The organism is Bradyrhizobium sp. 25ACV, from assembly GCF_054863005.1.
In genome coordinates this window covers 129,151-142,297 of sequence record NZ_JAVAYO010000015.1, presented here as the reverse complement: position 1 = coordinate 142,297, position 13,147 = coordinate 129,151, and the positions used below count along the sequence as shown (strand labels likewise).

Below are 13,147 nucleotides of genomic sequence, written 5' to 3'. Positions count from 1 at the left end.
CGCGGTCTCCCCTCGGACTTGATTGTGGCCGCAAGTATCGGGGCGGGGTGCAGCGGTCACAATAACCGCAGAGGTGAAGTCGTGAGCCATGCAGGGCCGGCGGCTTGCGCCGCCCCCGGTTCGGCTTATCTTCCGGCGAACCCGTGACCCGCCCGAAGGAGGCGCCTGACATGAGCACGCTGAAACCGCTCCAGATCGATGTCGTTTCCGATGTGGTGTGCCCCTGGTGCTATATCGGCAAGCACCGGATCGAGAGTGCGCTGGCGCTCGTGCCGGACGTTCCGGTCAAGCTCAATTTCCGCCCGTTCTTCCTCAATCCGTGGGTGCCGCGCGAGGGCATCAGCCGTGAGGCCTATCTCACCCAGAAGTTCGGCTCGGTCGAAGCCTATAAAGGGATCGCGGGGCGCGTCGTTACGGCCGCAAGCGAGGAGGGCCTCGTCTACAAGCCCGAGCTGGTGGCGCGTCAGCCCAACACGACCGACTGCCATCGCCTCATCCTGTGGGCGGAAGCGATCGGCAAGGCGCCCGAGATGAAGCAGCGCCTGATGGAGCTGTATTTCCGCGACGGCGGCGATCTCACCGATGTGAACGTGCTGGTGCAGGCGGCCGCCGACATCGGCCTCGACGCCGAGGACGTGCGCCGGCGCCTTGCCACCGACGAAGACGTCGCGCGCGTCTCGGCCGACGCGCAGGAGGCCGCCGAGAAGGGAATCTCCGGCGTGCCGACCTACGTGTTCGCGCAGAAATACGCCGTCTCCGGTGCGCAGGACCCGAACCTGCTCGCGCGCGCCATCCGCCAGGTCTCGGAGGAGATCAACGCCCAGGCGGCGGAGTAGCTTTCGCTTATTTGCGGAGCCGGCGAACCACGCCTCGCGCAGCCTCATGCGCGGCGTAGAGGCCGACCAACGCTGCGTGAATGAGCGCCACGACCGGATCGTGCCGCCGCAGCGGGATCAGCACGTCGCCGACCGCAAAACGCCCGCGCCAGATCGGGTTGATCATGGGGTGATCGGCGCTCGCGGTGGAATCCGCGCTGGCGATGGCGGGATCGGCGCAAAGATGGCGGGTGAGCTCGAGGGTTAGCTGCACGCCCGGCGAATATTTCGCAAAGCGTTCGTCAATGCCGAGCTTGAAGAAGAAAGCACGGTCCTGGTGGCGCAGCACGATGCCCGCGGCGACCGGTGTCGCCCCGGCGCGAAGCGTGATGATTTCGCACTGCGCGGTCTCCGCCAGCGCCGGCACCGCGCGGCGAATGAAGGTCGCATCACCTGCGTGCTGAACCAGCGCGGTGCCGCGCTTGCCCTTCCAGCCGCTGGCTTCGAGCTGCAGGAATGTTTCGAGTGCGGGCCAGATCTCGTCAGGCCGGCGTGCGACGTCGAATGTAACAGGGCCGTGCTCTTCGAGCCGATGGCGCTGACGGCGCAGGTCCTTGAGCTTTTTGGTGCCGAGACCGTCGCGCAGCAGCGTTTCGTCATCCTGCGTCGCATCGAGGCTGGCGCGGATGTAGGAGGAAAGCACGCGCGGCTTCAGGCCGTCGCGGGTCAGGACCTGCCTGAGCGCAGTCATCGCAGCGCCGTCGAGCGCGACGTCGTTGAGCACGAGCGCATGCGCGCCGGCCCCGCGCGCCCGCTGCAACAGTTGCGTGGCCGCCTCGATCGGGGCGTCGCGGTCGATCAGCGGGCTACATAGGGTGCCGTAGGGATGCGCGCTCACCAGCGCGGGCAGGGGAATCTTCAGGGCGCGCCACAGCGGGATCACCGGCATCAGCCCGATCAGTCGCGACGACGCGCCGTCGAATGCGGGCAATGCCGAGGCCGAGGTGCGGCCGCGCGCGGTTGCGCTGACAGCGAGCTCCCAGGCGGGCAGGTAATATCCGTTCGGCTCGATCGCCCGCTGCGCGAGCGCGCGCCATTGGCCGGGATCGATCGCAATGAGCGGGACGCGCGCCGCCATGGCATCCCCGGATGCCGGATGGATCGCTGCCTGCTGCGCGATATCGACCACGTCCCCTCGTCCCATTCACGCGGGCAAATGCCGCGTCACGTGGCCATGCTTAGCGCAAAGATTGGAAAATACCGTTGGGACGCGGCTCCAATTCGAACGGTAATGTTAACGTCTCGTTGAGCATCCGGCGCCGGATGTCCAACGCAGACCTTATTTGTCGCCGGGCAGGAAGTGATCACGGGCGCTTGCCCTTCCACCGCTGGCGGTATCGGTGATCGTGACCTCGAGATCGCGCGAGGTCTTCGGCAGATCGGCGGGCCCGACTTGCACCGACAGTCTGACCTCGCGGGTCTGGTCCTGTCCGACCTCGACGACGGGCTTGCCATCGGGAGCGGCTTCGATGCCCGCAACCCGGATGCTCGCGCCGGGCAGCCCGGAGACCTCGATCGCAAACGATCGCTGTGCGCCCTTGTTGAGGATGCGCACGATGTAATCATTGCGCACGCCGCCGTCCGAGAGCTGAACGAACAGAGGATTGCGCTCGTGCAGCACGTTGACGTCCATGGTCGCGCGCGTGGCGAGGGTGTAGACCATGATGGTGCCGACGACGGCAATGGCTGCGGTATAGATCAGCGTGCGCGCGCGAACGATGCGATAGATCGGCGGCTTGCCGTCGCGCCGGCGCTGCATGTTGATGTCCGTGTCGTAGCCGATCAGGCCCTTGGGTCGGCCGATCTCGCGCATGACGTTGTCGCAGGCATCGATGCACAGGCCGCACTGGATGCAGCCGAGCTGGATGCCGTGGCGGATGTCGACGCCAGTCGGGCAGACGTTGATGCATTGGTGGCAGTCGACGCAATCGCCGGCGAAATCGCCATGGGCGCGGGCGGCTTCCGCCTTCTTCACCGACATGCGCGGCTCGCCGCGGTCGCGGCGATAGGTGACGTTGAGCGCCCATTCGTCGGTCAATGCCGCCTGAATGCGCGGCCACGGGCACATGTAGATGCACATCTGCTCGCGGGCGTGGCCGGCAAAGACATAGGTCGTCGCGGTCAGGATCCCGATCCAGAGATAGGCGATGAACGGGGCCTGGAAGGTAGCGAGCTCCTTCACCAGCGTCGGCGCGTCGTCGAAATACAGCACCCAGGCGCCGCCGGTCCACCAGGCGATCATGATCCAGAGGAAGTGTTTGAGCGCGACCTTTCGGATGTGGTCGAACGTCCAGTAGCGCTTGTCGCCCTGCATGCGCTCGCGCCGGTCACCTTCGACCCAGCGCTCCACGGCATAGAACAAATCGGTCCACACCGTCTGCGGGCACAAATAGCCGCACCACAGTCGCCCCGCGACTGCGTTCATCAGGAACAGTGCCATCGCCGCGATGATGAGCAGACCTGTGAAGTAATACACCTCCTGCGGCCACAGCTCGATGAAGAAGAAATAGAAGCGACGATGCGGCAGGTCGATCAGCACCGCCTGGTCGGGCAGGCCAGGGCCGCGGTTCCAGCGCACGAACGGCAAGAGATAATAGATCCCGAGCGTGACGCAGAGGATCGCCCATTTGATGCGGCGGAACGGCCCGTGGACCGATTGCGGATAGACCTTCCTGCGCTTCTCGTAGAGAGGCCCCTCAATGAAGGTGTCGTCGGTCATGCCGCGCTCCCGCGTTTGCGCCGGCGAAGTCCTAGGGTGCGCAGAAGAGGCGATACAGCGTCTCCAGCACCACGCGGACTTCCCGGCTCGCGATGCTGTAGTATATCGTCTGGCCGTCCCGCCTGGGTTTGATCAGGCTCAATGCGCGCATCTTGCGGAGGGTCGAATGATTGCGACGTCTTTCACGCCAATGGCTTCGCTTGTGGGCGGCGCACTGATCGGCCTGTCCGCCGTTCTGCTGATGTGGGCGAAAGGACGGGTCGCCGGCGTCAGCGGCATCGCGGCACGGCTGTTTCCGCCCTATGAAGACGACGAATTCGCCGGACGGCTGGCCTTCGTCGCCGGTCTTGTCGCCGCGCCCGTGCTGGTGCGGCTCGCCACGGGAAGCCTGCCGCCGCAGACGATCGAGGCGGGCACGGCAATCCTGGTTGTCGGCGGCCTGCTCACCGGCTTTGGCTCGGTGTGGGGTAGCGGCTGCACCTCGGGCCACGGCGTCTGCGGCCTGTCCCGGCTCTCCACGCGTTCGCTGGTCGCGACCGTGACCTTCATGGCAGCCGGCATGGCGACCGTCTTCGTGATGCGGCACTGGAGCTGACGCCGATGGCCATTCTCGTTCAATTCGTGATCGGCCTGATCTTCGGTCTCGGCCTGATCGTCTCCGGCATGTCCGACCCGGCGAAGGTTCTGAACTTCCTCGACGTCGGCGGCATTCCGGCCGGGACGTGGGATGCGAGCCTTGCCTTCGTGATGGCCGGCGCGGTGGCCGTGACCTTCATCGGCTTCAATCGCGTCCTGCGGCGCGCGCGTCCGTTCTTTGCCGAACGATTTTTCCTCCCGACGCGAAACGATATCGATCTCAGAATCGTCGCAGGTCCGGCGATCTTCGGTATCGGCTGGGGATTGGCCGGCTTCTGTCCGGGGCCGGCGCTGACCGCGCTCGGGTTCGGGTCTTCTTCCGCCTTTATCTTCGTCGCGGCGATGTGCGCCGGCATGGTGCTCGCACGCTTTGTCGCCCACTTGCCGTCACTGACGCGCTTCGTCGCGCCGGCCGATCCGCTCGAAACCTGAAGTCACTGCAGCAAGTAAAATTCATGGACAAGCTGGGGAACCATGAAGGGTTTTCCGCACTCGCCCGGGCCCGCCACGCCGCCGATGCAATCGCGGCCTACGAGCAGTTTCAGCAGCAATCGGTCGCCGCCTGACGCGGTGATCTGAGTCAAGCACGCGACGGGACCGGGCGAGCTGTCTCGCCCGGTCCCGTCCGTGCTCGATCTATCAACTACCAGCGGTCGCCGACACCGACGCCCACGCTGACGCCGGGTGTCCGGATGCCGACGCCGGCACGCGGACCATCGTCCCAGTCGCGATAGGTGCGTCGCTCATAATAGCGATCGCGCGGCATGGTCGCGTAGGAGTCGCGCACGATCACGCGCGAGCCGCCGCGGGTGCGGTAGCAATTGCCGGCGTCGTCACAGACAAGCCGGACTTCCTGAATGAGATCGGAGTTCGTGTATTCGCTGGTCGAATAGATGTCCGCCGCCTTGGCACCGGTTGCCGCGGCCAGCGCGCCGACACCCGCCAACAGCGCAATCGTAAATGTCTTCATCGTGTCCTCCACCGAAACTGCCCTCGGCGGTAACAAGAAGGGGAGGCGGCGATCGTTCCCGGCTGCGATGCTGGTTTTTCCCGGAACCGGAGCTTTGTTACGCGGATTCGCTGCTAGATCGGCTCGTAGGTTTCCGTTCCACAGATGTCCTCGGCTTCCGCCCGGCGGCGATCGACCACCTTTCCGCCCGATATCGTCACGATGTAGGTCTGGGCGCCGAGCGAGGTGCCGGTCGCGGAGGTGAGCTGGGCGCGGACGCAGGCGGTCCAGCCCGGCCCGCGCACCTCGCGATGGGGCGAAGCGACGTGCACCTCGCGTGGATAGGAGGTGGCGAGGAAGACGACGTCGATCTGCTCGCGCACCACGCGCTTGACGTCGGGGGCGGGTTCAGGCGGCGGCTGTTCGGTTTCCTTCATGCGCATGAATTCCGGCACCGGCGCGCGGCTGTCGGCAACGCCGCAGGCGCCGAGCGCGAGCGCGCCGGCGAGCAGCGCCGCATGAGCAATGATCCGCAACATCCGTGAAGGTCCCCTGCGGGCCAACAGATAGGCAGGAATGCGATCCGGCGAAGTCCCCGGCGATCAAGATTTGCTGAAGTCTTTATGGAAGCCTGATGGAAACCTTGGAACTCGCGGATTTCATATTCCGGAATTGCAGGCTAAGTTTGTACCCCAGACGAGGGGGATTGCACCAATGAGGATTTTGGTCATAGCGGCGGCGGTCATGGCGCTGACGGTTGCCTCGGCGCAGGCGCAGGGCCGGCGGCCACCCAATGACGGAGCTAAACCGGCGGACAACAAGCCCAAGGTCGACGAGAAAGCCTACAAGGCCGCGCTTGAGCGCATTCCCGAGCCCAAGGACAAGTACGACCCGTGGGGCGGGGCCCGTCCGAGTGAACCCGCCAAGAAGCCGAAATAGGGCGAGGCGAGCGTTGCGGACCGGCCTGCGATTTCCGATCGGGCTCGTTGCGCTGCTGCTGTTTCTCGCGCGGCCGAGCGCGGCCTGGGAGAGTTGGGGCGGCGATGCCGGCGGCTCGCGCTTCTCGCCACTGCAACAGATCACGCCCGACAATGTCGGCAATCTGGTTCGGGCCTTCGAATTCCGCACCGGCGATCTCACGGTGCGCCCGCCGGAGGTGATGCGGCGGACCAAATTCCAGGCAACGCCGCTGTTCGTCGAGGACAGCCTGATCTTCTGCTCGCCCTTCAACGAGGTGATTGCCCTCGATCCCGGCACGGGCGCGCAGAAATGGCGTTACGATCCGAAGATCGCGACCAATCAGCGTCCCGCCAATCGTTACGTCTGCCGCGGCGTCACCCACTGGACCGACGATGAGGCGCCCGCGAATGCCGCCTGTCGATCGCGCATCTTCATGGGCACCAACGACGTCCGCCTGATCGCGCTGGACGCGAAGACGGGAATTCCCTGTGCCGGTTTCGGCAATGCCGGCGAGGTGAAGCTCGATATCGGTATTGCCCTGGAATGGCCCGGCGAGTTCCAGATCACCTCGCCGCCGGCCGTTGGCCGGGATGTCGTCGTGGTCGGCTCCTCGATCTCCGACAACCGACGCGTCGATGCGCCGAGCGGCGTCGTACGTGCGTTCGACGCGCGGACCGGCCGGGCGCGCTGGAGCTTCGAGCCGCTCAAGCGTGACGGCATCGAAGCCGGGCACGCCAATGTCTGGGCGCCGATGTCGGTCGACGCGGCGCGCGGCCTGGTGTTCCTGCCGACGTCCTCGCCGTCGCCGGATTTCTGGGGCGGCAAGCGGCCGGGCAACAACGAGCATGCCAATTCGGTGGTCGCATTGCGCATCGAGACCGGTGAGCTCGCATGGGCATTCCAGACCGTGCATCACGACGTCTGGGATTACGATCTGGCGGCGCAGCCGACGCTCGCGCGCCTCGATGCCGGTGATGGCCAGCGCGACGTCGTGATCCAGCCGACCAAGCAAGGTTTTGTCTTCGTGCTCGACCGCGACAGTGGCAAGCCGGTCTGGCCGGTGGAAGAACGCGCGGTGCCGCAGGGCGGCGCGGAAGGGGAGACGTTGTCGCCGACGCAGCCGTTTCCGACGCATGTGCCGGCGCTGACATCACAGGCGATCTCGACCGACGACGCGCTCTCGCTGTTGCCGGAACTGCGCCCCTCGTCCTGCGAGCGCCTGTTCACGGAGGCGCGCAACGAGGGGCTGTTCACGCCGCCTTCCGTGCAGGGCACGCTGGAGTTTCCTTTCACCGGCGGCGGCGTGAACTGGGGCAGCGCGGCCTTCGATCCGGTCCGGCAGATTCTCTACGCCAACACCGGGCGCGCCGCTCATCTCATCAGGCTGATCCCGCGTACGGAGGCTGCCGGATTCAATCCGCCGCCGGGGCATGATTTCGGCCAGCAGCGCGGCGCGCCGTTTGCGATGTCGCGCGCGGTGGCGATGTCGCCGCTCGGTCTGCTCTGCAACAAGCCGCCCTGGGGCGAGATGGTTGCGGTCGATCTGAAGGCCGGCAAGATCCTCTGGCGTTCAACCGTCGGGACCACCGAAGACTTGGCACCACTCGGCACTCCGCTGCCCTGGGGCGCGCCTCTCGTCAACGGACTGGCGGTCACGGCGGGCGGTCTCGTCTTCAGCGGCGCGATGGATGCTTATCTGCGCGCCTTCGATGCGCAAAGCGGCAGGGAGCTGTGGCAGGGACGGCTGCCAGTGCCCGGCGTCGCCAATCCCATGACCTATCTGTGGAAGGGCGAGCAATATGTCGCGATCGGCGCCGGCGGCCACTCCGAAGTCGGCACCTCGATCGGCGATAGCGTGGTCGCGTTCCGCCTGGCGCGGCCGGGCGAGGCGCCGACATTGTGGTCGCGCACCATCGATCGTCCCGGCGGCCGATTTTTCGGGGCATCGGCGGCGATCGGAATCGCAATCGCCGCGCTCGTGATCGCAAGCCTGCGCTGGCGTCGCCGTCGTCGTCGTATCACGCGATCATAATCGTGTTGTGGATGCGATGCGAACGTTCGTTCACATCGCGCCCGCTATTGCACGAAGGCGAGGCCGACGCGCTTGTCACTGCGCCAAACTGTGCGACAATTGCGGACGAAATCGTCGCGCGCGATCGATAGCGTGAACGATTGCGGCAATGTGACGGGGGTATCGAGGTCGATCGCCGCGCCGCCCGCTGACATGTTTCGCACGGTGCAGGGGATGCCGCTGCTTTCGAAGGTGATCGTTCCACCCTTGAAAACACGGTGCCGCTGCGCTGCACGCTTCTCGATCATCCGCGTTGGTCCATCATGATGATTGTGAAGTAGTGCATAGAAATTACGTTGAACTAAACTCAATACTGGCGCTACTTGCACAGCTCTTCAGACTTCGTTTACGACGTTGACGCGGAGAATCTCTCCGCCGACTTTCCCCACACGCTCTTCTTTTATGGCGCTACGCGCCGATGGAGATACTGATGAAGACCACGCTTTCGATTTTGCTCGCCGCCGCGTTCTCGCTGTCGTCGATGCCCGCCCACGCCGTCAAGTGGGACCTCTCGACCATGAGCTGCAAGCAGTTTCTCGATAGCGGCGAAGACAACATCCAGGTCGTGCTGACCTGGATGGACGGCTGGTACAAGGGCGACGAGGACAACGCGATCATCGACACCGACGTGTTCATCGAGAACGCCAAGAAGTTCGGTGCCTATTGCGGAAAGAATCCGACCGCCAGCATCGTCACCGCGGCCGACGAAGTGCTCGGAAAATAATCTCGGCAAGTCATGAAGCGTGCGGACCGAAGCGAGGATGCGATCGCGCTTCGGTCTCTTGCTTCGACACGATCGTGATGGAGAGCCGCGGTGCGCTTTGCGCTCACGCGGCTTTCCTTTTTTGAGATGCTGCTCAGCCCGGCAGCATCGCGAACGCGCTCGATACCATTGCGATCGGTTTGTTGTCGGTCGCCGAGAGCAGCGTGACGCGGCCAAAGCTCATGGTGCGCCCGAGCCGCACCACGCGCGCGTCCGCCAGCACATCCGACGAGGACACCGCGCGCATGAAATGCGTGGTCTGGTCGACCGTGGTCATCGGGCGATAGCCGCGATTGGCAGCCAGGATCGCGATCACCATCGCGGTGTCGGCGAGCGCCATCAGAGCCTGGCCGCAGACCACGCCGCCGTTCCGGCACAGCCGCTCCGAGAACGGCATGCGCAGCAGCGCGCCCGGCTGCCAGTCCGGCACATCCGCCGGCTGTGTGTGCTCGAGGCGCTCGACGGCGAGGTTGAGATCCTGGACCCAGGGTGCAAAAACCTCGCCGAGGATGCGTCTGGCGTCGGGCAGGCCGAATTCGGCTTCTGGCTGGATTTGCATTGCTGGCGCGCTCTCCTGTATTGCCGGGTGTTTCGGCCCATTGTGCGCGCATCTGCGCGGCAAAGTCACCCGGTCTGGCGCCGGTCCCGTCGGCTTGAAAATGCCTGACTTGGCCCGATATGATGGCTTGCTCGGGGTATGGGTGGATGATGTTGAGTCGGTGTGTCCTCGTCTTTTGTATGGCCGCGCTCGGCCTCGCGCTGAGCGGGTGCACCAAATGCGGTCCGATCTGGGACGACTGGCTGCATGCGCCGAAATCGTGCAGATCGGATCGGCTCTAGCGGGCCCCGGACGGCCTCAGCGGTCGCGACCGGCCGCGACAAGGATGACCAGGCACGGGCGAACCGTGCCTCCATGGATGATCAAGGAGTAGACGATGAAGCTTTTCCGTTTGGCCGCGGTGCTGGCCGTGCTGGCGGGACCTGCCTATGCGCAAATGCCCAATCTGAATTTGCTGCAGGACGCCCCGAGCAAGACCCCCGAGGAAAAGGCCGCGGAAGCCGAGCGTGACAAGGCCTACAAGGAAACGCTGAAGAAGATCCCGGATTCCAAGACCTCCAACGATCCCTGGGGCGGCATGCGCGCCGATCCGCCGAAGCAGCCGGCGGCGCCGAAGGCCTCGGCTGCAACCAGCGCGCCGAAGAAGTCCAAGAGCGGCACGGCCGCCAACTGACGAGCGGCGCGGCCGCCAACTGACAGCAGCTCCATCCGGAGGCGGCACAACGCCTTCGGGAGGGGACTCCTCTTCGTCCGGCCCACGCCCTACATTTGGCTGGAGCGTAGCGCGTAGAGGAGGAGGACATGGCCGACCGTCCGCGGGATCTCGCCGAGCGGATGGCGCGCCGGCGCAAGATCGCCGGCAAGCCGGGCCAAACGGTCGGCGACGGCTATCTGCGCGAGACCTTCACGCTGCCGCGCGCGGCGGCGCGGGAAAGGGCGCAGGCCTTCTTCGCCCGCTACCCCAAGGCCGGCTATATGAGCGTTGTCGAGAGCTGGCGCGAGCTGCCCGGCGGCGACATCGAATTCACCATGCGGCGCCTGCCCAGCGCGGATTGAAGCTGCTTGCTAGTCGAGGGTTTCGGCAACGATGCGGATCCGGAACACGGGCTCCTTGGTCTCGTCCAGCAGCTCCATGTGCCATTCGGAATTTTCCTGGAGCTTGCGGGCAATGCCGGCCGTCATGTCGGCGCAGACATTGGTCATCTCTTTCCAAGCCGAATTGCGATCGGCAAATTCCGTCGCCTGATCGGCGCAGCCGGAGTAACTTCCATTCCGGATTCGAAAGAAATACAACGGCATAGCTGGCACCGATCGCGCGCGTGATGGCCTCGCCCCCAAGGCCATGGGCGCGCGCAGTCCAATCCCAAACCACCGTCAGATCAATTCCGGGCGGCTACGGATGATGTTTCCGCCGCCACCGCCAGCCGTGGTGCAGCGGCGCAGAAGGCGCCATCCGATGCCGACTTTCATCCGGCCGGTTCGGGCCGCCTGGCCGATCGCTTCAGCTCCCGGTCGATACGCAGCTGCACGCGCCGAATCGCCAACAGGTCGATTTTCGTCTCGGTCTTGCCGGTCTTGACCTGCTCGCCAATGCGGAACTGCCACTGCCAGATTCCGGGAATCGCCGTCTTGGCGACGGTGAACTCGACGCCCCTGTGATTCATGGCGACCTCCCACGATTCACTCTCCATGACTGCAAACATGTTGGGCGTCCCAATATTCCGGAGACAAGCAAATTTTGTCGGTAAGCCCCGGACAGTTCGGGGATATCTCGAAAGCGCGCCTGCCCCCGAAACAGGCGAAACCGGCTCTCGAAAGACGCCGGTCCGTGAGACAGTGAGGCTGTCGCATACCCGTGGTTCTCCGACCATGAACAAAGTTCCTGGGCTGCACCCGGCTGCGCCGGTGCGCCGAATCGGACGGGCCGCAGGGGCCCCGCGGAGGGTTACCGGTTTCCGTGCAAGCGGCGGCATATGCCTTGCTTGGTCTGGCGACGGCAAAAACAGCAAGGGCCCGTCATGCTCGGCATTCCCCGCCGCTACAGTCATTTCGTCTTCGGCATCATCCAGTCCGGACTGACCTCGCTGATCGCGGCGGGAATCGCCAGCTTGCCCGCAGGCAGCGCGATGAGCTTCGTCGGGCACTGGATGGTGTCGTGGCTGATCGCCTGGGCAGCGATGCTGCCGATCGTGCTGCTGGCTGCGCCCGCGATCCGCACCTTCTCGCTGCTCCTGACCCAGGAGGAGCGGGACCCGCGAACCGCCCGGAAGGCATGAAAAAGCCCCGCCTGGGGAGAGCCAGACGGGGCAAAAAGTTATTGGAGGCTGAGGTGCTGGGCTGCAACACCATAGCCTCATCATCCTAGCCGGCTCCGCTTACGGCAGCCTGACAGGCGGCAGATTTCCGAGCCCGACCACTGAGGCCGCAGACTGGCCCCGCACCCGTCCCAATTTCGACATCCGTTCGCACAACTGCGGACACACCCGTCGGCAAGATTCCACAGCGTTCGGCGCAGCCATGGGGGAAACGTGGCACGCCGACCACGGGGTGGCATCATGGATAACGTAGAGCGGTCATTCGCCGCCGCGACAGCGGCTGGCTTCGTGGTGCTGGTGATCGGCCTCGTGCTGCTGGCGCTGCTTTAGGACAGGCGCAGGCGCAGCCTTCCCCTGGATGATGGGTACGGGGTTGCCGCATTCTCAAAAACTGGAAAACAACCCCATGCACAGTAGGCCGCATGGAAATTCAGTTGTCTTTTCAATGGATTAAGTTTGGTGTTTAGATGCCGTCATGGCGCTCTGTGGGCCGGTCAAATCGGCCCGACCTGGGCCTCCCGACAGATTGCGGTGATAAGGCGACCGCCTCCCGCCGCCACCCAAGGTCTTAAGAAGGGCCGCCACCGTATCGTCGGCGCGCGTTTGTCAGCTTCGGAAGCCCCCGGCCGGATCTAGTGGATCTTGATTTCGTTCAGGGGAAGGTGGAGCTCGGCGGCGCGCTCTTGGCGGTCCTTCTTGCGGAACTCGTTTTCCGCGCGCTCGAACTTTATCAGCTCCTCCTGTGCCGCCTTCAGCAGGGGATTGCGCCTGATCGTATCGCGGTTGGTGTTGTCCGTCATGACTGAGGTCCCCAGAGTTGCGGTCCCATCCTGGAGAAGGCCCGAGACCGCGAAAAGGTTCGTTGCCGCAGGATTACGGAATTCTGACGGCGGCCGGGCCATGCGTCTTTGATGCGCGTCAGCCTCGGCCGGGGAATCACGTTGCGGCAGCCCTGCTATTTCGGCGGCTGCAGTCCGGGGGATATGACCCAGTCGTGCAGGTGATTGGCGACGTCGGCCTGGCGGGCCTTCGTGAGCAGGGCGTCCCGCTCGGGCCCGGGCGGAAGCCTGGAGGCCTGTTCCTCGACCTGCTTCACCCATGCGGAGAGTCGGTCTTGAAGCGTCAGCTGCTGCTTGAAACGTCGCCGCCTGGACATGGCGCGCTCCTTTCCGTGCGAGGAAGGCGGGAGCGCAATCGGCGTTCTCATCACCGATAGTGGCCTCGCTTCGTGCGGTGATGGCCCATTAAGGACAATTAACGGGAGCCGCGTCTGTCCAGTTGTGTGCACAACGCGAATAGG

General features: G+C 64.9%; 19 protein-coding genes and 1 pseudogene. 9 read left to right on the top strand and 11 right to left on the bottom strand.

What is annotated here, in order from left to right:
* Positions 1-170: 170 nt before the first annotated feature.
* Positions 171-836 carry a DsbA family oxidoreductase gene (locus RAD04_RS29590; protein ID WP_461626623.1) on the top strand — a complete coding sequence of 222 codons (666 nt, stop codon included), beginning with the start codon at positions 171-173 and terminating at the stop codon, positions 834-836.
* A 7-nt stretch (positions 837-843) separates the two neighbouring features.
* Here the strand turns inward: RAD04_RS29590 and RAD04_RS29585 are convergent, their stop codons facing one another.
* The 3 genes and pseudogenes from RAD04_RS29585 to RAD04_RS29575 form a co-directional block, all read right to left on the bottom strand.
* The gene (locus RAD04_RS29585) at positions 844-2,004 is read right to left on the bottom strand and encodes a GNAT family N-acetyltransferase (RefSeq protein ID WP_461626622.1); all 1,161 of its coding nucleotides are present in this window, start codon (positions 2,002-2,004) and stop codon (positions 844-846) included.
* 150 nt (positions 2,005-2,154) lie between these two features.
* Positions 2,155-3,594, bottom strand: a complete 1,440-nt coding sequence (gene ccoG / locus RAD04_RS29580) for a cytochrome c oxidase accessory protein CcoG (protein ID WP_461626621.1) — start codon at positions 3,592-3,594, stop codon at positions 2,155-2,157.
* 31 nt (positions 3,595-3,625) lie between these two features.
* Positions 3,626-3,754 (bottom strand): annotated as a pseudogene (locus RAD04_RS29575) (transcriptional regulator); the annotation flags it as partial.
* A 6-nt stretch (positions 3,755-3,760) separates the two neighbouring features.
* Here RAD04_RS29575 and RAD04_RS29570 point away from each other — a divergent pair.
* Both RAD04_RS29570 and RAD04_RS29565 read left to right on the top strand, forming a co-directional pair.
* Positions 3,761-4,189 carry a YeeE/YedE family protein gene (locus RAD04_RS29570; RefSeq protein ID WP_461626620.1) on the top strand — a complete coding sequence of 143 codons (429 nt, stop codon included), beginning with the start codon at positions 3,761-3,763 and terminating at the stop codon, positions 4,187-4,189.
* 5 nt (positions 4,190-4,194) lie between these two features.
* Complete coding sequence (locus RAD04_RS29565) at positions 4,195-4,662, top strand: DUF6691 family protein (protein ID WP_461620460.1); 468 nt, start codon at positions 4,195-4,197, stop codon at positions 4,660-4,662.
* Positions 4,663-4,873: 211 nt separating this feature from the next.
* On the opposite strand, the gene RAD04_RS29560 is transcribed toward RAD04_RS29565, so the two are convergent.
* Positions 4,874-5,200, bottom strand: coding sequence for a hypothetical protein (locus RAD04_RS29560; protein WP_091965516.1), 327 nt, complete (start codon positions 5,198-5,200; stop codon positions 4,874-4,876).
* 113 nt (positions 5,201-5,313) lie between these two features.
* Positions 5,314-5,718, bottom strand: a complete 405-nt coding sequence (locus RAD04_RS29555; protein WP_461626619.1) for a hypothetical protein — start codon at positions 5,716-5,718, stop codon at positions 5,314-5,316.
* Positions 5,719-5,893: 175 nt separating this feature from the next.
* Here RAD04_RS29555 and RAD04_RS29550 point away from each other — a divergent pair, with 175 nt between their 5' ends.
* Positions 5,894-6,118 carry a hypothetical protein gene (locus tag RAD04_RS29550; protein ID WP_028142807.1) on the top strand — a complete coding sequence of 75 codons (225 nt, stop codon included), beginning with the start codon at positions 5,894-5,896 and terminating at the stop codon, positions 6,116-6,118.
* Between the two features lie 13 nt (positions 6,119-6,131).
* Positions 6,132-8,171, top strand: a complete 2,040-nt coding sequence (locus RAD04_RS29545; RefSeq protein WP_461626618.1) for a pyrroloquinoline quinone-dependent dehydrogenase — start codon at positions 6,132-6,134, stop codon at positions 8,169-8,171.
* A gap of 44 nt (positions 8,172-8,215) precedes the next feature.
* Here RAD04_RS29545 and RAD04_RS29540 read toward each other — a convergent pair whose 3' ends face one another.
* A complete protein-coding gene (locus RAD04_RS29540; protein WP_177237215.1) occupies positions 8,216-8,458 on the bottom strand; it encodes a PilZ domain-containing protein in 243 nt (80 codons plus the stop codon).
* Between the two features lie 182 nt (positions 8,459-8,640).
* Between RAD04_RS29540 and RAD04_RS29535 the strand changes: the two genes are divergently transcribed.
* On the top strand, positions 8,641-8,934 hold the full coding sequence (locus RAD04_RS29535; RefSeq protein ID WP_201759807.1) for an HdeA family protein: 294 nt from the start codon (positions 8,641-8,643) through the stop codon (positions 8,932-8,934).
* Positions 8,935-9,067: 133 nt separating this feature from the next.
* Here the strand turns inward: RAD04_RS29535 and RAD04_RS29530 are convergent, their stop codons facing one another.
* Complete coding sequence (locus RAD04_RS29530) at positions 9,068-9,532, bottom strand: PaaI family thioesterase (protein ID WP_461626617.1); 465 nt, start codon at positions 9,530-9,532, stop codon at positions 9,068-9,070.
* 376 nt (positions 9,533-9,908) lie between these two features.
* On the opposite strand from RAD04_RS29530, the gene RAD04_RS29525 reads away from it, so the two are divergent.
* Both RAD04_RS29525 and RAD04_RS29520 read left to right on the top strand, forming a co-directional pair.
* Positions 9,909-10,205, top strand: a complete 297-nt coding sequence (locus tag RAD04_RS29525) for a hypothetical protein (RefSeq protein ID WP_091965475.1) — start codon at positions 9,909-9,911, stop codon at positions 10,203-10,205.
* Positions 10,206-10,333: 128 nt separating this feature from the next.
* On the top strand, positions 10,334-10,588 hold the full coding sequence (locus tag RAD04_RS29520) for a hypothetical protein (protein ID WP_461626616.1): 255 nt from the start codon (positions 10,334-10,336) through the stop codon (positions 10,586-10,588).
* A 9-nt stretch (positions 10,589-10,597) separates the two neighbouring features.
* Here the strand turns inward: RAD04_RS29520 and RAD04_RS29515 are convergent, their stop codons facing one another.
* Both RAD04_RS29515 and RAD04_RS29510 read right to left on the bottom strand, forming a co-directional pair.
* Positions 10,598-10,831, bottom strand: a complete 234-nt coding sequence (locus RAD04_RS29515; protein ID WP_028142812.1) for a DUF6894 family protein — start codon at positions 10,829-10,831, stop codon at positions 10,598-10,600.
* 167 nt (positions 10,832-10,998) lie between these two features.
* Positions 10,999-11,196, bottom strand: coding sequence for a hypothetical protein (locus tag RAD04_RS29510; protein WP_461626615.1), 198 nt, complete (start codon positions 11,194-11,196; stop codon positions 10,999-11,001).
* 354 nt (positions 11,197-11,550) lie between these two features.
* On the opposite strand from RAD04_RS29510, the gene RAD04_RS29505 reads away from it, so the two are divergent.
* Positions 11,551-11,808: a DUF2798 domain-containing protein gene (locus RAD04_RS29505; RefSeq protein ID WP_461626614.1), complete on the top strand. Its 258-nt coding sequence runs from the start codon at positions 11,551-11,553 to the stop codon at positions 11,806-11,808.
* A 671-nt stretch (positions 11,809-12,479) separates the two neighbouring features.
* Here RAD04_RS29505 and RAD04_RS29500 read toward each other — a convergent pair.
* Together RAD04_RS29500 and RAD04_RS29495 are read right to left on the bottom strand one after the other, a co-directional pair.
* On the bottom strand, positions 12,480-12,647 hold the full coding sequence (locus RAD04_RS29500) for a hypothetical protein (RefSeq protein ID WP_461626613.1): 168 nt from the start codon (positions 12,645-12,647) through the stop codon (positions 12,480-12,482).
* A 155-nt stretch (positions 12,648-12,802) separates the two neighbouring features.
* Complete coding sequence (locus RAD04_RS29495) at positions 12,803-13,003, bottom strand: hypothetical protein (protein ID WP_461626612.1); 201 nt, start codon at positions 13,001-13,003, stop codon at positions 12,803-12,805.
* Positions 13,004-13,147 lie beyond the last annotated feature (144 nt).